The following is a 19,668-nucleotide window of genomic DNA, read 5'->3' on the forward strand; positions in this document are numbered from 1 at the left end:
CGTAAAAAGAAGAAAGGTTGCCTTCATGTAGAAAAATTACAATAAGGCAACCTCTTTTTTCTTTAATTTTCTTTCAATCTTCGTTGTTTACCTTTTTTCCATACAATAACTAAAAATACGATAAACAATAAATAGGCAATCGCCATTGCCGCAATATATGATTTGTTTAAGCCTTTGAGCTCAGTGACCTGATACAGTTCTACTAGTTCTCGATCAAGTACTAATCTGTAATTTCCATCATCAGTAGGGCGAACTAGATCCTGCTCAAATAATCCTCGAAGTTCTACATTTTCTCCAACTATCTCGCTCGATAGATCAATTCGCTGTGTAGCACTTGTGTTGTTAATAACAACGATAAACGTTTCCTCGTCTGAGTATCGTTTAAAAACAAGATAACCGTTCTCATTTTTCAACAGTTCTGTCTTTCCTGTACGAAGTGTTTCCGATTTATTGCGTATAGAGTTTATGTCTTTCAAGTATTCCATAATATCTTCGTCTACTCTAAAATTCATGACTTGATGACTTTCTAATGCACTTTGTCCATTCATCGCTATTTCAGTACCATAACTCATATATGGAACACCAGGCATTGTAAGAATTGCTCCAAGCGCTGTTTTAATACGAGTCGGTGGAAACATATTCTCAAGCGCACTATAGTAAGTAAATCTCTCTGTAAGTAAATGATCTATCATTAGTAAATCATTCTCATTTGTTTGAGCAATACCTTCTGTTGGTAAATCAGTATTTTTAAAAGCATCTCTAAAATTGACAAGCAGTGAGTCTGAATAATTTGTATCAAAGTTGGCCTCTGACTCTTCTAAAGCAATCGCATACATTGGATCTCTTATTTCTTTTAATCCATTTATAATGTCATTCACAAAAGTTGTAGGAGCACCATCTAATTCCGAAAATTTTACTCCATCAATATCATACTTTTTAGCAAAGTCAATAATTGTTTCCTTTAATGCTTTCTGAACTTCCGCATTTTCTAAGTCTACTTGAATAACTCCATTTTCATTTTGCACAATCCAATTTTTTTTCGTATGATCCGAATTCCAAACATGATTTTCACTAAAATTATTCATCGGAAATTCTACCATGATTTTCATACCATTTTTATGAACTACTTTTATAAGTTCTTGAAACTCTTCTGGTGTTCCAAATCTTTTTTCAAGTTCATTAAAATCTAATATTCGTTTTCCATCATACGTTTCTGTAGCAAAAACTGGTCCAATTGAAATAATCGTAAATCCCATTTCTTTTATATGATCCATTTTCTCAATTATTCCAAGAAAATCTCCACCAGCGAATGCACTTGGATCTTTTGCATTTACATCGTAATCATTCGCAATTACTTTGTTAAAATAACGGTCCACATATAAATCATATATACTTTCGTTATGTATAGAAGCCTCGGCCTCAGCATTTGTATTTTGAGTCGTTGTTAACCAAAGCCCACTTATTAGTAAACTGGTCACAAGCCACTTTTTAAAGTTCACGTAAAGTCCTCCCTAGTTTAGAAAAGCGGCAGACGCAATTCGAGCTGCATCAAGCCGTGAGTTGGAGCAGCTAGCGTCTATAGCTAGACATTAATTGGAACATATCAACGTTATTTTATCAAAGCTGCAATTTAATCGCTATTGTTTAAACATAAAAGTCCTAAAAACTATTCTTAATGCGTCTAAACTGTGTCAAAAGAAAGTCTGTCCCAAAACTCATTGAAAATTACTTTTAATATTCTCTCCCTTAAAATTGATAGGCTAAAAATAAAACTTGTCAATTTTGGAGAAGCTTCCGCACGTCTCCTGCGGGAAAAGAGAGACAACCGATACCATGCAGAGCCTATTGTCGGCACTGGAAAAGTGCCTATAATAAGCTTTGCCACACGGAGTTGTAAAATAACCCAATAGATAAGAAAATCGTTGAAACGGCTCCCTTTCCGCGGACGTTGCCTTAGCCTTCTCGCTACGCTGCGGGGGTCTTCGGCTAACGCTATTCCCGCAGGAGTGTCGCCTTAATCAATGATTTTCTATAAATGAATAAGTCTCTATCATTCGAAGGTGCCAGTTGGGCTGGTCCATTATCCTAATAAATATGAAAATCGTTGAAACGGCTCCCTTTCCGGAGGCCACTGAAAAAGTCACTTTTTTTCAAAAAATAAAAACGAAATCCCATAATTCCTTCACTTTTTAGGGTGTTTATGGGGACGTCATGCCAATTTTGATACAAATATACTTCTCAAGTGGTGACTTTATTTTCTGAATTTTGGTTTTTCAGTGGCCTCCCTTTCCGCGGGCGTTGCCTCAGCCTCCTCGCTGTGCTGTGGGGTCTTCAGCTAACGCTATTCCCGCAGGAGTGTCGCCTTTTTCAACGATTTTCTAGAAATGAATAAGTAATTATTTAAAGAATAGATAGTAGCAAGGAAGAGGCTTGGCGATTCATCCGCGGAAATCCTGTGGTTCTTTCCACCCTCAATTAGATTGAATCGATTTTATATAAAATAGACAGTCTTTCATTGCCCCCAAGCCAAAGACGAATCAGCTCGGCGCTCGCGAGCAGTTAGCTTCGGAAAACCTGAACTATCCTATATAAAAATAATATGACTATAGACGACTCATTTTTTCGAGTTTGTCTATAGTCTGGAAGCCACCTCTTATTTTGGTGGCTTTACCGAATGATCAAGCGGATTCATAATACTTTTGTGAAAATCATCCAGATCGAATTGTTCTTTCTGTCGTTTCGAAACGAGAAAGGAAGCAACAGCAAATAAAATCATCAAAATAAGAACGAATATTAGTAAGAATATGCCTAGCATTTGTTGCCTCACTCCTTTTCCTAATCTATTCTCAAAATAGCATAACTCCATTATAAAAGAAAGAAGCTTCCACAATAGTGGAAGCTTCAGATTGTAGACAATTCCTCTAATTTAAGCTAAGAAATTAATACCCATTGGCAATTTGAACCCTAGGAAAAGAGCGATGAAGAAGAATACGAAAACTAGAATAACAAATGTTGTATAAGGTTTTCCTTTTTGCTTTTTCACTAACGCCATTTCCATCATACCAATTACTAAAATACCTGCTAAAAATTTCAAACCATAAAGCATTCCTTGTCCATAATCCATTCCCTTGATGAATAATGCAAGCCCAGTTGCAATAATCAAAAGATAGTCTAATCGTAGAATCATATGAACTACTTTCGGGTTTGCCATAGCAATTGCTACTAAAAACAAGATTACTGCAATTACCCATGTTGTAATGTGTAAATGTGTTGATGCTAAAAAGTCCATTTTTTTCACCTCGACAGTTTAATCAAATTCACCTTGACGTATTTGCTCCTGCGCCAAACTTGTTGCAGAAAACATTGCCTCCAGATCAAGAAATAAATAGAACTTTAGAACGTCGCAACTTGTGACAACGACTAACTAGCTTACACCACGCTGGCATGAGCTTGCTCAATAAATTCCCTTCAAAATCTGAGGAATCCGCCCTCGACTGAATTAAGTTATCATATATATCTTACCATCAAATGAAAAGTATTACTCGAATTTGTTCACTAAAGTACCAATTCCTTCAATAGAAACTTTCACAATATCGCCAGTTTTTAAATACTTTGGAGGATTAAATCCATTGCCTACCCCAGCAGGAGTCCCAGTTAAAATAACATCTCCCGGCTCTAATGTAACTGCACTTGAAATTTCTGATATGATTTGTTCCACAGAATATACCATATTAGATGTTTTTCCGTTTTGACGAATTTCATCATTTACTTTCGTAACAACTGACAATTCTTGCGGATTTGGCAGCTCATCCTTTGTTACTACATAAGGTCCTAATGGACATGAACCATCTAAACTTTTTCCTAAGAAAAATTGTTGGTGTTTTTTTTGTAGGTCGCGAGCAGTTAGATCGTTCGCGATAGTATAGCCAAATATATAATCATACGCAAGTTTGGAAGGGATATTTTTGCCTTTCTTTCCAATGACGATAGCAAGTTCACCTTCGTAATCGTATGAAGAGGTTTTATCAGCATGAATAGAAAGTGTTTGTTCATCGGCAGCAATTGATGTTGGTGATTTTGTAAATACAACAAAATCATTCGCCACTCCACCCATTTCTTTTGCATGATCCGCATAGTTTTTACCTACAGCCATAATATTTTTCGGAGTGCGTGGAATTGGAGATAGCCATTCAATTTCTGTGAATGCACGTTTAAAGTTTTCTACATTTTCATCTTTTGAAGCAACTTCTATTAATTTCCGGATTTGTTCGACAAAGTCCATTCCTAGACTAATTCCTTCTACTATCGTAGCAGGAAAACTCGGTAACACTTGGAGCGTCTTCTGAATAGTTAATACATCCCATACAGCTTCTTCTTTTTTTACTTTTGGTCCGAAGTAGATTTGATCATTTAATCGGTACGATAATAGTTTCATTGTCTCGACACTCCTTCAAATATTTTTGAATCTTATAAATATTCTATTACAAGTTGACTTTGTTTTCATCTATTTTCGACAAATAATATTTGAAATGCCCAAGCGCTCTTTAAGCGCATCTCGTCTCCACTATTCCTGGTGAGTACGGATCATTCCGAAAGAAGAGATATTGAAAAACCTATCTGCTTCGGAAGATGCCCCCATTATATCTTGTATAAGATTTTGTAAAAGCGTTCACGACCTTCTAAGATATCTTTTTACTGTTCTAATTTCAGTCTAGTGAGGAGGGCACTGAGAAACTGTCTATTTTATTATATATTTACTCTACCATTTTAGAAAATCGTTGAAAATGGCGACACTCTTGCGGGAATAGCGTTAGCCGAAGACCCCGCAGCGTAGCGAGGAGGCTAAGGCAACGCCCGCGGAAAGGGAGCCTTTCAACGATTTTCTTATCTCTTCTCTTGGGTTATTGTACAATTCTGACTGACAAACCTAATTATATGGACTTTTTCAGTGCCCTCAGGATAGCGGTAAGCTTCGGAAAACCTGTTCTATTCCTATAAAAAAAACACCATGAACACTGGGTTCATGGTGTTTCTAATTTGTAAAAGCTTATGGCGCTTGTAGGCTAGACCATCAAAGGAACTTAGATTCTTTTATATGTTGCATACGTAAGTTTTCTCCATAGCATCTCTACTGGACCTTGTTTAAATTTCATAAACCATACCTCTGCAAAAACAAGTTGCAATACATAAATTCCTACAGCCATCCACGTACCTGTTTGAATATCTACTTTTCCATATAAACCAAATCCATACGAATAGAAAATAGTAGTCGCAATAAGAGATTGCATTAAATATATGGTCATTGACATTCGACCAGCTTTAGCAAATGGTGAGAGCAGTTTACTTATAAAGGGTATCGTACAAAGTAACGCAATGATTCCAGCATAAGCAATTGCTTGTAACGGTCCCCCAAATGTATCCTGTACAGATACTGTAAACAGATTCGGTTCCGAAACAAATGGAATCCATTTAATTGCTGTACCGCCTGCTAAAGTAATAATAATTGTTACAATCCAAAACACTTTTAATTCACGAGCACGTTCGATTAATCGAAGTTTAGCAGCGGCTGCTCCGACTAATAGAAGCGGCACAATGATAATAAATATTGTGAAAACAATTGCTCCACCTTGCGTCATATATAACCAATCATCTAGACGTTGTAAGAAAATATCAGTCCAAGAACCTTGTGAATAAGCAACAATCGATGATTCTATATCTTGTATACCTGTATAAATAATGACATCGTTCGGACTAAATTTTGCAAGTAAATACACCATTCCATTTAATAACCCATTAGGAAGTAAAAATAATACACCTGCTATCAGAAGTAACCAAATGGGCTTTAAACGCATCATTAATAATAAGACAAAACCGGCAAGAGCATAAGTAATTAAAATGTCCCCGGACCATATGAGAAATGCATGAATACATCCTATTAGTAGTAATACGGACAGTCTACGAACTGCCAACTTAGCAAAAGATGTTCCTTTTTCTTGTGTTTTCATGAATTGCATGGCAAGTCCATACCCAAACAGCATTGAAAACAACGGATAAACACTACCTTGAACAAAAATATCAATCCATTTAAATGTTTCAAAATCACCTGGAATGTGAAACCATGTATACGGATTAAAATAAATATATGGAGAATGAAAAAACAGCATATTTACGATAAAAATACCAAGAAGTGCAAAACCTCTCATCACATCAATTGATATTACTCGTTCTTTCACCTCTGTTGGTTGAATCAACAATTTTTTTCCTCCTATAATTGCACTTGTTTGTTAATATCAAATAAATAAAGAATCTTTTCTTTTATTTCTACTTTCATAATAGATTCGATAGCTTGAGCATAAAGAGTGAGTTGTAGATTGTAGCGATTTTCCATCTCATTTCTTAATAATGATTCGTTCGACAAGAAATGTTGCACTCGATCTGTCTTGTAATCGAGTAATACCCAACTTCCATCTTCTTCTAAAAATAAACAATCGACTACACCTTGAATAATTTGACTATCCCCATCTTTATCTAATAATGAATAAGTGAATGGAAGCTCACGCATAATTTCCTTTGCTTTTTTTAATCGCTCTGCAATTTCTGAATGAAAGAAAGCTACTATTTTGGTAGAATCGATGGCAGCTTGTTCTGCTTTTGTAATGATTTCTCTTTGTACAAGAGTTTCAGCGAATTCTTCTACTTGGTCTACCGTTTTTATTTGTGCTAAATCTACATTTTGCATAAATGCGTGAATGGCTGTTCCGACTTCCGCTCCTGTGAGCTTAGACTCTTGTTGCAGGAAAAAAGGGCGTTTCGCTATTTGGGTTGCACTTCCAGTAGAATTGTTCGTTTGGAAGTAGTCTTGTTCCTCTCTATCTATCAACTGTTGTATTTTCTTCATCTCACTAACTGACTGCTTGGACCTTTTATGCGTAGAAGGCTCAAAAGGGTACGTTGCATCAAAACGAGCCTGGATATCCGAAAGTAATTCGTTCTTTCCATTCACCATAAGTCGATCAAGGGTAATCTTTTCTTTTTCTTCCACTGGCACACCTAGCTTCAACTCGTCCATACTTTTCGTAACTAGTTTCCACTTGGATTCACTTTCTACTATGTTCGCTTCAATAACTTCTGCAAGTTGATTATAATCTGCGTGTCTCGCAATAGCAGGACCAATCCAATCTAAATATCCTTTTGCCTTAGCTCGGATATAGTTTGGTAGCATTTCATTCGGTAGAATGGATTGTGCATCCTCCCATTTTTCAAGGGTCTTCGCTAAATCTTTTACAGAAGATACAAGGAATAAATGTTCTTTCGCTCGAGTCATTGCAACATATAAAACACGCATTTCTTCCGCTTTTAACTCCATTTGCTTTTTTTCTTTCATAGATAAAAACGGCAATGAAGTAAAGGAAATTCGTTTATCCGGATCGATTGCTTTTACAGCAAGTCCAAATTCTTGATCAAATAAATAAGGTTCATTAAAGTCCATTTGGTTAAATGGTCTCCCCATGCCTCCTAAAAATACAACTGGAAACTCCAATCCTTTTGATGAGTGAATTGTCATTAAACGTACGACATTTTCTTTTTCACTAATTGCACGTGCAGCTCCTAAATCATCTCCCCGTTTACGCATGCGGTCGATGAAACGTAAAAAACGAAATAACCCTCGAAATGAAGTTTTTTCAAAATCGATTGCCCGATCATGTAAGACACGTAAATTTGCTTGCCTTTGCTTGCCGTTGGGCATGGACCCTACCATTTCGTAATAATGAGTATCTAAATAGATTCGCCAAATTAATTCTGCTAGGGAACCCCTTCTACTTAAATTTCTCCAATCCTCAAAGTGCAATAAAAAACGCTGCAGTTTCTCACCTGTTTCTGAAGATAAACCCGCACCACCAGTAGATACAAATAATTTTAATGCATCGTAAAAAGGCTCTTTCGGTGCTGATAAACGTATAAGCGCAAGTTCTGATTCCGTTAATCCTACAAAAGGAGAACGAAGTACGGATGCAAGTGAAATATCTTGATACGGATTATCAATCGTGCGGAGTGTATGAAGCATAATGAGCACTTCTATAGCTTCAAAATAACCTTTTGAAAGCTCAGCATATAATGGAATACCCGCCTCTTTAAATTGGTCCGTTACTTCCTGCGACCAAGTCATGGAACGCATTAATATGACTATATCGCTATATTGAAGAGGACGTGTTGCTTTCTTCCAAGGGTCGTAAACAGTTGCCCCTGATTCTATCATTTCTTTTATTTTTGAAATTATATAACGAGCTTCTGCTTGTGATTTTTTCAACTCTTCTTCCGCATTTACTGCAACTTCCTCTTCATCCTCCGCTTCTACGCTTCCATCCTCTACTTCATATAACAGCGCCAATTCAACAGCAGATTCTGCTTCGTCATACGGTGCTTGCGGTTTTAATGAAGCAGCATCATCGTAGTTAATTTCTCCAACCTTTTCACCCATAATTTGTTGGAAAATATAATTCGTTGCATGAAGTACTTCTTTTCTACTACGGAAGTTTGCATTTAAATCGATTTTCACACCTGAATCAATCGGCATATGTCCAAAAGTTAAATACTTTCCTAAAAAGAGCATTGGCTCTGCTAAACGAAATCGGTAAATCGATTGTTTCACGTCACCAACCATGAACATATTCCCTGTTTTTTCATTTCCGCTTTTCACTAATTGTAAAATTGTTTCTTGTAATCTGTTCGTATCTTGGTATTCATCGACTAATACTTCTTTAAAACGTGCTTGATACTCTTTTGCAATTTCTGACGGACATAGTTCCCCATTTTCTTTGCTTTCCGTTAAGATTTCTAGGGCATAATGCTCCAAATCAGAAAAATCGACGAGTCCTTTATCATTTTTTGCTGCAGTATATCTTTCTCCATACGAAATGGCTAATTCTACTAATGTTTTTAATTGGGGAGCCATTAATCGCATCTCTTCTAATAATCGTTCAGGTGTTCTAGTAAAATAATTTTCTTTCACTTCATTGACGATCTTCTTCACTTTATTACGCTTACTCGTCGCCTGTTTTTTAAGTGCTTCGTCACAAGAATCTTTTTTGATGGAAGCAGCTTTTCCCCACGATATGGACTGAAAATAACGGAATACATCTTGCCAAGAGCTGATTTTCATTAGCGAAATTGCTTCTTGGATCATCGCTTGGTCATTGGAAGCAGTTTCTGCAAGTGGGGCTGGGCCATCCGGTTGTAGCGCTACCCTACGAATTTCTTCTGTTACCGAAATTGCTTCTTCTAAATGGTGAATAATTGCAAGCTTTAAGGGTTCAATGAAAGGAAGCTCATCGATAGTTAAATCGTCATTCAATGTATATGCTTCCGGTATTGCTAATAACCATTTTTTCGGTTCTGGATGCACTCTTGCATACGTATATAATTTATCAATCATCGTCTCTATCGACTGGTCGTCTCGATCAGATGTAAAACTATCGGAAAGTCTATACATCGGTTCTGGGTTTTCTTCCTGATAGGCTTCTTCCAATACTTCAGCTAATATATCGTCGCGCATTAATGCCGCTTCCGTTTCATTTGCAATACGAAAGCCTGGGTCAATAGACAACATATATGAGTACTGCCTAACAATATTTAAACAAAAAGAATGAAGCGTGGAAATTTGTGCTTTCCCTAAAAGACTTAGCTGTTTTCGTAAATGAGTAGATGATGGATCGAGCCCAATTGCTTTTTCCAATGCTTCGCCCATTCGGTGGCGCATTTCCGCAGCAGATGCGTTAGTAAATGTAACAACAAGTAGTTCGTCGACATTGATTGGATTATCTTTTGCAATTACTTTTTGGATAAGACGATCGATCAATACCGCCGTTTTTCCTGAACCAGCAGCTGCAGAAACAAGTACGTCTGAACCTGTTGCCCAAATTGCTTTCCATTGATCGGGGGTCCACGTTAATTGCTCTGGCATATTAGGAATGTTCACTAGTATCCATCTCCTCTCTCATTTTTTCTGTGACAACTTCTGGTTGTTCTGCTTTCAACGAACGAACGGATTGTTCTGGGTCTTGCGGATCAAACTGACAAACACTACGATAGGAACAATACGTACATGGCATTTTATCTTTCAAACGGTACGGATATACACGTGTATCTCCAGCATTCATCCCATTCCCAGCTTGTTCATGTTTCTTCCGAACGAATGATTGGATTAGTCTCATGTCTTCTTGATCTACTACTTTCGAAGAAGATTTTGATAGATTCCCATCTTTATTCATTCTGACCGGAATTACTTTCGAGAACCCTTCAATATGTTCATCCATCTCCATAATAACTTCAGGCTCATCCAGTAGCAGGCCGTTCATTTTATACGATTTATAAATGGCATCTGCCAATTCCGCTTCTTCCATTTCTTTTTTGGATTGAATAAATGGATTATGAAGATGAACATATAAAACGCCTGCAGGTTCTGCATCCTCCTGTAACCATACTGGTGCATTCTCCATTGCGACATCCAAATACGTCAACATTTGAAGTGATAAACCGTGATATACCTCGTTTAAGTCAATACCTTTTCTGGAAGATTTATAATCAACAATTCGCACAAACATATTTCCATTGACATTCGCGGCGTCAACTCGGTCGATTCTTCCTCGTAATTGCATTTTTCTTTCATGCTTTAGAGGTATTTCTAATGCAGGCAAAGTCTCTCCTGGACCAAATCCAGCTTCTATTGCAATTGGAACAAAACTGGATACTTTAGAATGTTGACTTAACGCGATAAGTGTAGATGCTACAATTTGTTCTAATTTGCGTTGAATATAACGATATCGATTAGTACTTAATAATAGTTGATGGACAAAAACAGGTACGATGTACTGGACTGCCTCTTTTGCTAGTTTTATACATTGTGCTTTGGAAAGCTGTGCCCAAGTAAGATTCAACCGATTTGTTTCATCGGAAATCCATTTTAAAGCAGCATGAAATAAATCACCCATTGCAGGTGCTTCCAAGCGATATTCTGCACGTTCCTCTAACTTCAATCCATATGATGCAAAGTGAGCAAATGGACAGCTATAATATTTCTCGACACGAGAAACACTTGAAATTATCGTTTCACCATAAAGTGCCGACGTGATATTCTGAGAAAGTCTTTCCGTTTTATTGCCATGAATAAGAGGTTTAACAATTCTTTTTAATAATTTCGACCAATATGGATCATCCATGTAATAGTGATAAACAGATTGCCAAACTTCGGATAGTTCCCCTGTTTCTCGCGCCTCCCTCAACTGCATGACAAGATAGGGTAAGGTTGTTCTTGGATGACTTATAGTTGTCATCTCAACATTTTCTTCAGCAAGATCGCTTGGATCAATCGCCGCCAATTGTATTGGAACATCTTTTACCAATTGATAAAGCTTTTTCATATATGGGGATGGGAGCAACGACTTCCCTTCGCTATCTGCAATCGGATACGAAACAAATAAATAATGGGAAGCAGACGTAAACGCTTTGTAAACTAAATAATTTTCATCGAGCAAACGCATTTTCGAAGTCGGAGCGAGCTCAAATCCTATTTGTAGAAACCATTCTCTTTCGGTGTCAGAGAGTAATCCTTCATGATCCATTCTTTTTGGATACACCCCATCATTTACACCAACTACAAAAACAGCTTTCATATTCGTTAGCCTTGCTATGTCTGCGCTTGCAACTATTACTTGGTCCACAGCTGGAGGAATTCTCGAAAAAGCTAATTGATCGTATCCTTCATCAAGGATTCTCGCAGCATCTTCTACTGACATTTCTTTCTCTCCGAACATTAAAACGAATTGATCTAGTACATTAACCCATTCATTCCAAGCTTGTACATGTTCGGAAGCGTGTAATAATTGGCCATTCTCCTCTTCCAATTGCTTTAAGCTTTGTAATTTCTCGTAAACTTGCAGCGACTCCATAAATGTAAACAACGCTGTCGCGATTTCTAAGCCTGTTTTAGCATTTTCTAAATGGTCAGCTAATGTTTTTAGCGGTTCTATTACAATATCTCTTACTGCATGTAGATCTGCTTGTACACTTATTTCTTCATCTGTTTGAACTTTTGAATAAAACTCCAGGCCACGATATTTTTTATAGATCCAACGTTTTTCATCAAACCATCTATCTCCATATATACCAAAAGATAATACGAAGTTCTCTAAACGATCTGCTCGTTCTCTCCATTCACGTTTCGAAGCTGTAACTGGAAAAAATAAATCTGTTTTAATCGCTCGGAACATCGGCTCGTACTTCCAATCTGTCCGAATAATTTCTAATACAGAACGACTCAGCTCGATTAGCGGATGATGCAGCATCGGTTTTTTTTGACTAATAAAAACAGGGATATCATACTGTGGAAATATGGTTTCGATTAATCCTTCATATGTTTCCGCATCTCGATGTAAAATTGCCATTTCTTTATATCTAATCTCTCTTTGTTGCATCAGGTCTCGAATATGACGAGCAACTGCATGAACTTCCGCACGTCGATTTGCTGCTTCTATTATGGTTAGATTGTCTTCTGATGTAAATTCTTTAGGCGCAAGTTGCTCGAAATTCGCTTCAATATGAGCAAGCTCTTTTGAAATATAACGTTTTTGTTCTGTTAGATGTATTCTATCTTCGATCTCCACATTTTCACTGTTTGCCATATCTAATAATCTATTGCATGTATTAGCAGGTTGATAAAATAATGACTGTTCGTCCAGAGCATCAGAGGTAGATTCCATTGGAAGTGCTATGGTGATGCGTTTTACTTTTTTCATTAGCTCCAAAATAATTTCTAGCTCTCTAGTAGTAAAAGATGTGAACCCATCAATATATATATCCGTCGTTTCTAGTAACGAAGAATCTTTTATTTTTGCAGCAAGTAAAGTTAAATAACCTTCTCCATCAATATAGCTTGTTCCTAATTTTTGCTCCATTAACTCTAACATCATCACTAAATCTGATGATTTATCAATTAATGTTTTCGGAGCATTTACATTTTCCAAATCATCTAATACATTCGACATTGCTTCATAATCTAAACAATAACGATTAAATTCCTTTAAAAGCATTTCCATTTGATCTGTAAATCCACGTTTTGTCGCAGCACGTTTAAATAATTTAAATTGATCTTTATTTTCCTCCAGCAAGCTCCGGATAAGCATTCGATAACCGAAACCGCTAATTTCTTCTTTCGCAATTCCACCTGTTTCTTGCAATACACGCCAAGCTAATCGCTTAAATGTTGTAACTTGTGCTCGTAATAAACCTTGAAGTCCGGATTCTGCCGCAAGACTATATTCACTGGAAAAGGACATCTGGTCAGGCACTATATAAAAAAGTGGATGTCCTAAAGGAGCCACTTCTAAAGTATCGATTATTTCACGTTGAATAAACAATGTTTTGCCAGCCCCGGATCGCCCACTAATAATTCTTAATGACATATTGCCACCTACTCTCTTTAATAAAAAAACCGAATAATTCCCTTCCTTCTATTGTACAAAACATACAGTAGAGTGGGAAATTATTCGGTATCAAAATTTACACTTATACTCGAAATTGGCCAATACCTCGCCTCGACTTTGCCAATCACATCTTTTTCATCGATAAAATGAAAATAGCGACTGTCTAAACTAGAGATTCGATTATCTCCTAATACAAACAACATATTAGGTGGAACTGTTTTGTTTCCTGTTAACTCGAGTAAATTAAAGTCTTCTGTAAAATTTTCTTCTGGATGTACATAGGCAGAATAAGAATTGAGAAATTTCTCTGGCACTTTTTTATTATTGATGTATAACGTATCATTTTCATACTTAATTGTATCGCCAGGTACTCCAATTACTCGCTTCACATAGTCTTCGTTTTGGTCGCCATGAAAAATAATAATGTCCATTCTATCTATTTTTGCTAGCTTATTGACGAACACTTTATCTTGATCATGAAGTGTAGGCATCATAGATTTACCAACTACTTCATAATTGGTTGCAATAAAAGAACGAATAATTAGTACTATTACAATTCCAACAAGGATTGCTAGTGCCCATTCTATTATTTCTTTTTTAGCATTATTCAATTGTATGCTCCTTTTTGCTTCTTCTATCATGTTTTGTTGTTCTTAAATCTTCTTCCACGTTCTTCTCAATTCTTTTTTCAATCCTTTTTCCGATGAACCAAAGTAATATGATAATCAATAGGACTATAGCTGTTCGAACTGGTTGGGTTACTAATGCTTTAATATCAGCTCCAATGAAGCTTACGACTGAAATCATGATTAATTTACCTAAAGTAACTGTCCATAAATACGTCTTTTTTTTCATATTAGACAAACCAGCAACAATATTAACAAGTGCCGAAGGAGTAAATGGAAAGCATATTAAAAGAAACAGTGGTCCAAATCCATTCCTCTCTACCCATAATATTAATTTTTGAATCTTTTCATGCCTCGTAATAAATCCTAAAACTCTTGCTCGTCCGTATTTGCGAATAACTAAAAAAACGGTATACGCACCCGCAACCGATCCTGCCCATGAAAGCAAAAATCCAAATAAGACTCCATATGCACTTACATTAGCAACGATAAAAACGATTAAAGGTAAGAAAGGTAAAAAAGCTTCTAAAAACGGTAGAAGGATACCAATCAACGGTCCAAGTGCCCGGTAATCTTGAGTCAAATTTGTTAAAGTTTCGAATGAAAACCAGCTAGGCATGTTGCTCTCCTCCACAATATGTATGTATATACTATTCCCTATAATTGTATATATAAAACTAATTCACTATAGTATAATTTGTTCATTATGATTTTTGGTAGGTGAAACTTATTTTGTATAATAATTCATTTATGCAAGGTTTGAAAGCTGGCATAAGTATTGCCATCGGTTATTTCCCAGTTGCAATTACATTTGGTTTATTGGCGAAAACAACTAGATTATCTATTTTGGAAGCTACTGCAATGAGTATATTTGTCTATGCTGGAGCATCTCAGTATATGTCGTTAACGCTTATTTCAAAAGGTGTTGATCCTATTTTAATTGTTTTAAATACATTTGTCGTCAACATTCGCCACTTCTTAATGACGGCGGCGCTTAACGAAAAGATGCAAAGTGAAAAAAAATGGGTCAAAGGTATTTATGCATTTGGAATCACGGACGAATCATTTTCTGTGTTGGCAACCCAAAAAGAAGACAATATTCGTACACCTTTTGCCTTTGGGGTAGCATTAATCGCTTATAGTAGTTGGGTAGTTTTCACAGCAGTTGGCCATTTAATCGGAGCCAATCTTCCTGCTTTTTTACAAGCAGCTATGTCTATTGCCCTGTATGCGATGTTCGTAGGTTTACTTGTTCCTTCTATGCGTAATAATCGAAAAGTTGTAATGCTTGCCCTTCTAGCTGCCATAATTAATGGATTTTTTTATTGGACAGGATTGTTATCAACTGGCTGGGCAATTTTAGTAGCAACTTTAGGTTCGTCTATTTTTGTCGAAATGATTTATACAAATAAGAAAGGTCGGACAAAAGACGCCCTGTCCTAATAAGAAGAGTAACCGTAGAAATACCGTTGATTCCCGCTACGGCGGACGCTTTTCGCGGGCATGGCTTCAGTCTCCTCGTCACTTCAAAAACATGTTCTCCTGCGATTACTCGTCGCAAAGACACCGGCCAAATAAAGTTCGGCCAGTGTCTTTCCTGCGGGGCCTTATGCTCATGCACCTGCCGCTTCGCTTTCGGTGCAGAAAACATCTGCTATTCCCGCAGAAGTCGCCGACTGCGCTCTCATCAACTTGTATGGATCTATTCATAATTGCAACTGTTTATAAGTAGAATGACGATCATTTGAATCGTAAGCGAAACAAAGATAGCATGACTCTTTTACTCTATTTCTAAAAGAGAAAAACTTGCTCAAAAGATTCGACTCAGCGCTGAATGTTTACAATTATCACTATAAAATGCAGAAGGATGTACTCCGTAAAATCAATAAATAGACAGAACATGATCCATTCTTCTAAACTAGATGGATGGAGTGAAAAGCGGCGACTCCTGCGGGGAAAGCGAAGCAGACTAGACCCCGCACGTAGCGAAGCGTAGGAGGAGGCTCGTCGTTCGCCCGCGGAAAGCGTCCGCTTGTAACGGACTCCTTCGACAAAAGACCATGAATACTGTGTTCATGACATACCAAGTTTTTATACTTTCTTATCTTTTTAAGAAAAGCTCAAGCCCCTTTGTCAGCCCCGACAAGGAACGTATGGAAAAGTTGTATGCAGAAAAAAGTAAATGACAGTTTCTGAGTATTCATTGACCTAGAAAATGTGGACTGATGAGCTCGTCGTTTAGCATTATAAAAATATTGGCTAAATTTGCCGAAAGGAGCCTAAAGGGATGGATGCATGGTATTGGTGGATGTTGCTCGGAATGGCTCTTGTCACATATATTCCGAGAGCTTTCCCACTTACTTTTTTAGAAGGGAAAGAATTACCTCCCGTTATTTCTGGGGTTTTACGTAATATACCTTTTGCAGTACTTGGAGCACTAATATTCCCAGCTATCTTATATGTGCAAGAAGGAAATTTTCTGTTTGGATTTATTGGCGGAGTTGTTGCATTTACACTTGCAATAATTTCATCTAATGTAATGGTCGTTGTATTAGGTACTATCGGTGTTTTAGCAATTTACAGTTTGTTGTTCTGATTATTCGGAATTATTTTATTTTTAAAATTTACTTGACTACGATATTTATAATGTTTAAAGTTGGTATCAATTCTTACAACAATTACATAGTACATCACTTTCTTATCAAGAGAAACCGAGGGACAGGCCCTTTGACGTTTCGGCAACAGATTCATATTATTGAAAACTGTGCCAATTCCTGCAAGCTAGTATCGCTTGAAAGATGAGAACGAGATGGTTTTTCGTATAATCGAAGAGCTTTCTTTTTCTTATCCAATTTTTAGATAAGATTAAGAAAGCTCTTTTTCGTTCCTTTTTAGAAAGTAAGATGACTGCAACGATTGTCTGTAAAGAATCATCATTGAAATAACAGGAGGTTGTGACATGATTGATTTCAAAAATGTATCCAAGACTTTTCGTCTTGGCAAACGGGAGGTGCATGCAGTCAATAATGTTTCTCTAACAGTGAACGAAGGAGAAATATTTGGGGTTATCGGGTTTAGCGGTGCTGGTAAAAGCACATTGCTGCGACTAGTAAACTTATTAGAGCGACCGACAACGGGAACTGTTTACATTCAAAATATCGATGTAAACTCACTGTCATCGAAAGAGCTGCGAGCACGAAGACAGAACATCGGGATGATTTTCCAAAACTTTAATTTATTTAACTCTCGAACAGTTGCCGGAAATATTGCGTATCCGCTTAAGCTTACCGGTTTATCAAAACAGGGAATAAAAAATCGAGTAGAGGAGCTCCTAAGATTCGTAGGTCTTTCTGATAAAGCAAATGACTTTCCAAATCAATTATCAGGTGGCCAAAAACAACGTGTAGGAATTGCACGAGCACTTGCCACATCACCAGATATACTTATTTGCGATGAAGCAACTTCTGCACTCGATCCGGAAACAACAGCGGAAATTTTAAAATTATTAAAAAAGGTCAATAAAGATCTTGGCATTACAATTTTGCTTATTACACATGAAATGCACGTCATTCAATCCATTTGTCACAAAGTAGCGGTTATGGAGAACGGTGAAGTAATTGAATCAGGAGATGTATTTGATGTATTTACAAATCCACAGCATTTAACAACTCAGCGTTTTATTCAATCTGTTCAACAAGATTTGCCTTCTGTAAATATTTTGAACGAATGGCGATTAAGAGGTGGCAAAAAGTTATTTCGGGTCATTTTTAAAGGAGACATTACGAATGATGCAGTTCTCTCTCAAGTTACTCAAAAACACCAAGTTCATTTCAATATCGTTTATGGCTCTGTTCGAGAACTGCAGGAAAAGCTCTTCGGAAATTTACTCATCTCTTTTGAAGGTAACCAAGATGCAATTCAAAATACATTGGACGAACTAAAAACAATCGTTGACATAGAGGAGGTTGTGCAACATGAAGGTTGATTGGACTACATTTTGGCCGAGAATTGTCGAGTCTACTGGTGAAACAGTTGTCATGGTAATTGCCACCCTCGTTTTTGGTTCCATTCTTGGAATAGCAATCGGCTTATTACTTTTCGTAACACGAGAAAAAAACATCTTAGAAAACAAGCTTGTATTCCAAGTGTTAAATATTTTGATTAATATTATTCGGCCTATTCCCTTCATTATTTTCTTAGTTGCAATTTCTCAACTAACTAGATTGGTTATAGGGACAACTATAGGAACAGCAGCTGCTATTTTTCCCATGACGATTGTCGCAAGCTTTTCAATAGCACGGGTTGTTGAAAATAATTTAGTCAGTATTGACCCTGGAGTAATAGAAGCAGCACAAGCGATGGGTGCAAGTCCACTGCGCATCATATTTACTGTTTTAATACCGGAAGCACTCGGTCCTTTAATTTTAGGACTTACGTTTATTACAGTCAGTCTAATTGATTTCTCCGCAGTAGCGGGAACAGTTGGCGGAGGCGGTTTAGGGCATGTTGCTATGACTTACGGATATCAGCGCTTTGATGGAAGCGTCATGCTTGTAACAGTAATAATATTAATCATTCTAGTTCAGCTAGCTCAATGGCTTGGCAATACGCTATCAAGAAAATTCATGAGACGTTAATACGAAAAATTCGACTAGGTTTGGACTAAAGGAGAGAAAGAAAATGAAAAAATTAAGCTTATTCATATTGGTACTTATTACAGCACTTGTACTTGCAGCTTGTGGAAATGACAACAATAGCGAAGCATCCACAGACAAAGAAAAAGTAAAAGTAAAAATCGGAGTAAACGGTTCGGATGGTGTTCAATGGCCAATCTTAAAAGAAAAAGCAGCAAAGGAAGGTATTAATATTGAGTTAGTAGAGTTTGCGGATTACACATTGCCAAATAATGCTCTTGCACAAGGAGATATTGATTTGAATGCATTTCAACACTTGGCATTCCTTGCCCAATCCGTAAAAGAAAGCGGCAATGATATCGTTCCAATTGGCTCCACTATGTTTGCACCACTTGGACTTTATTCGGAAAAAATAAAAGATATTTCGGAAATTAAAAAAGGAGATAAAATTGCAATTCCAGATGATCCTTCAAACCAAGCTCGTGCACTTCGTCTACTAGAAGCCGGAAAACTTATAACACTGGCAGATGATTTCGGTCAATTTGGAGATCCTTCGAAAATTGCAGAAAACCCATTAAATCTTGAAATTATTCCGATGGTCGCTCAACAAACACCACGTGTTCTACCAGATGTAACTGCAGCAATTATAAATAATGGTGTAGCTGGTCAAGCTGGCTTCTCTCCTGGAGAAGATCCAATTTTCAAAGAATCAGGAGATAACAAATCTACTTACCCTTATGTTAACTTGATAGCTGCTCGTGAAGAAGATAAAAACAACGAAACATTCAAACGAATTGTAGAACTATATCAAGAAGATGATATTAAAGATGCCGTTACAAAAGATACAAAAGGCGGTTCATTCCTTGTGAAATTATCTCAAGAAGAATTAGATAACACATTCAACGATTTATTAAAATAAAGGAGGAAAAA

The 19,668-nt window shown here is 36.9% G+C and carries 14 protein-coding genes and 1 riboswitch; of the genes, 5 read left to right on the forward strand and 9 right to left on the reverse strand.

The annotated features are described in order from the left end of the window. Positions 1-62: 62 nt before the first annotated feature. The 9 genes from FG384_RS08755 to FG384_RS08790 all read right to left on the reverse strand — a co-directional run bounded on the left by FG384_RS08755 (position 63) and on the right by FG384_RS08790 (position 14,723). Positions 63-1,499: an alpha-amylase family glycosyl hydrolase gene (locus FG384_RS08755; protein WP_142642218.1), complete on the reverse strand. Its 1,437-nt coding sequence runs from the start codon at positions 1,497-1,499 to the stop codon at positions 63-65. A 1,154-nt stretch (positions 1,500-2,653) separates the two neighbouring features. Next, on the reverse strand, positions 2,654-2,815 hold the full coding sequence (locus FG384_RS19785) for a hypothetical protein (RefSeq protein WP_166462414.1): 162 nt from the start codon (positions 2,813-2,815) through the stop codon (positions 2,654-2,656). Positions 2,816-2,926: 111 nt separating this feature from the next. Further along, positions 2,927-3,289 (reverse strand): YisL family protein, encoded by a 363-nt coding sequence (locus FG384_RS08760; protein ID WP_142642219.1) that lies wholly within the window; start codon positions 3,287-3,289, stop codon positions 2,927-2,929. 249 nt (positions 3,290-3,538) lie between these two features. Further along, positions 3,539-4,435, reverse strand: coding sequence for a fumarylacetoacetate hydrolase family protein (locus tag FG384_RS08765; protein WP_142642220.1), 897 nt, complete (start codon positions 4,433-4,435; stop codon positions 3,539-3,541). Positions 4,436-5,081: 646 nt separating this feature from the next. Continuing rightward, positions 5,082-6,254: a DUF418 domain-containing protein gene (locus tag FG384_RS08770; RefSeq protein WP_142642221.1), complete on the reverse strand. Its 1,173-nt coding sequence runs from the start codon at positions 6,252-6,254 to the stop codon at positions 5,082-5,084. Positions 6,255-6,265: 11 nt separating this feature from the next. Then, entirely contained in the window at positions 6,266-9,982 is a 3,717-nt protein-coding gene (gene addA, locus FG384_RS08775) for a helicase-exonuclease AddAB subunit AddA (protein ID WP_420849954.1), read from the reverse strand. Further along, a complete protein-coding gene (gene addB, locus FG384_RS08780) occupies positions 9,963-13,457 on the reverse strand; it encodes a helicase-exonuclease AddAB subunit AddB (RefSeq protein WP_142642222.1) in 3,495 nt (1,164 codons plus the stop codon). The genes addA and addB overlap by 20 nt, the downstream gene beginning before the upstream one ends. A gap of 80 nt (positions 13,458-13,537) precedes the next feature. Continuing rightward, complete coding sequence (lepB, locus tag FG384_RS08785; RefSeq protein WP_240793380.1) at positions 13,538-14,089, reverse strand: signal peptidase I; 552 nt, start codon at positions 14,087-14,089, stop codon at positions 13,538-13,540. Further along, positions 14,082-14,723 carry a TVP38/TMEM64 family protein gene (locus tag FG384_RS08790; protein WP_142642224.1) on the reverse strand — a complete coding sequence of 214 codons (642 nt, stop codon included), beginning with the start codon at positions 14,721-14,723 and terminating at the stop codon, positions 14,082-14,084. The genes lepB and FG384_RS08790 overlap by 8 nt, the downstream gene beginning before the upstream one ends. Before the next feature lie 131 nt (positions 14,724-14,854). Here FG384_RS08790 and FG384_RS08795 point away from each other — a divergent pair, with 131 nt between their 5' ends. The 5 genes from FG384_RS08795 to FG384_RS08815 all read left to right on the forward strand — a co-directional run bounded on the left by FG384_RS08795 (position 14,855) and on the right by FG384_RS08815 (position 19,657). Next, positions 14,855-15,547, forward strand: coding sequence for an AzlC family ABC transporter permease (locus tag FG384_RS08795; RefSeq protein ID WP_142642254.1), 693 nt, complete (start codon positions 14,855-14,857; stop codon positions 15,545-15,547). Between the two features lie 844 nt (positions 15,548-16,391). Then, complete coding sequence (locus FG384_RS08800) at positions 16,392-16,700, forward strand: AzlD domain-containing protein (protein ID WP_142642225.1); 309 nt, start codon at positions 16,392-16,394, stop codon at positions 16,698-16,700. A 99-nt stretch (positions 16,701-16,799) separates the two neighbouring features. Beyond that, a riboswitch (SAM riboswitch) is annotated at positions 16,800-16,909 on the forward strand. A 154-nt stretch (positions 16,910-17,063) separates the two neighbouring features. Further along, positions 17,064-18,089: a methionine ABC transporter ATP-binding protein gene (locus FG384_RS08805; protein WP_142642226.1), complete on the forward strand. Its 1,026-nt coding sequence runs from the start codon at positions 17,064-17,066 to the stop codon at positions 18,087-18,089. After that, positions 18,079-18,741 (forward strand): methionine ABC transporter permease, encoded by a 663-nt coding sequence (locus FG384_RS08810; protein ID WP_142642227.1) that lies wholly within the window; start codon positions 18,079-18,081, stop codon positions 18,739-18,741. Before FG384_RS08805 ends, FG384_RS08810 begins: the two co-directional genes overlap by 11 nt. Before the next feature lie 43 nt (positions 18,742-18,784). After that, positions 18,785-19,657, forward strand: coding sequence for a MetQ/NlpA family ABC transporter substrate-binding protein (locus FG384_RS08815; protein ID WP_142642228.1), 873 nt, complete (start codon positions 18,785-18,787; stop codon positions 19,655-19,657). Positions 19,658-19,668: the final 11 nt, after the last annotated feature.

Source organism: Psychrobacillus vulpis (genome assembly GCF_006861825.1).
Classification (GTDB): Bacteria; Bacillota; Bacilli; order Bacillales_A; family Planococcaceae; genus Psychrobacillus; species Psychrobacillus vulpis.

Coding starts and splice junctions, on each gene's coding strand:
- FG384_RS19785 (WP_166462414.1), bottom strand. CDS start 2,815: ATGCTAGGCATATTCTTACTAATATTCGTTCTTATTTTGATGATTTTA.
- FG384_RS08760 (WP_142642219.1), bottom strand. CDS start 3,289: ATGGACTTTTTAGCATCAACACATTTACACATTACAACATGGGTAATT.
- FG384_RS08765 (WP_142642220.1), bottom strand. CDS start 4,435: ATGAAACTATTATCGTACCGATTAAATGATCAAATCTACTTCGGACCA.
- addB (WP_142642222.1), bottom strand. CDS start 13,457: ATGTCATTAAGAATTATTAGTGGGCGATCCGGGGCTGGCAAAACATTG.
- FG384_RS08790 (WP_142642224.1), bottom strand. CDS start 14,723: ATGCCTAGCTGGTTTTCATTCGAAACTTTAACAAATTTGACTCAAGAT.
- FG384_RS08795 (WP_142642254.1), top strand. CDS start 14,855: ATGCAAGGTTTGAAAGCTGGCATAAGTATTGCCATCGGTTATTTCCCA.
- FG384_RS08800 (WP_142642225.1), top strand. CDS start 16,392: ATGGATGCATGGTATTGGTGGATGTTGCTCGGAATGGCTCTTGTCACA.
- FG384_RS08805 (WP_142642226.1), top strand. CDS start 17,064: ATGATTGATTTCAAAAATGTATCCAAGACTTTTCGTCTTGGCAAACGG.
- FG384_RS08810 (WP_142642227.1), top strand. CDS start 18,079: ATGAAGGTTGATTGGACTACATTTTGGCCGAGAATTGTCGAGTCTACT.
- FG384_RS08815 (WP_142642228.1), top strand. CDS start 18,785: ATGAAAAAATTAAGCTTATTCATATTGGTACTTATTACAGCACTTGTA.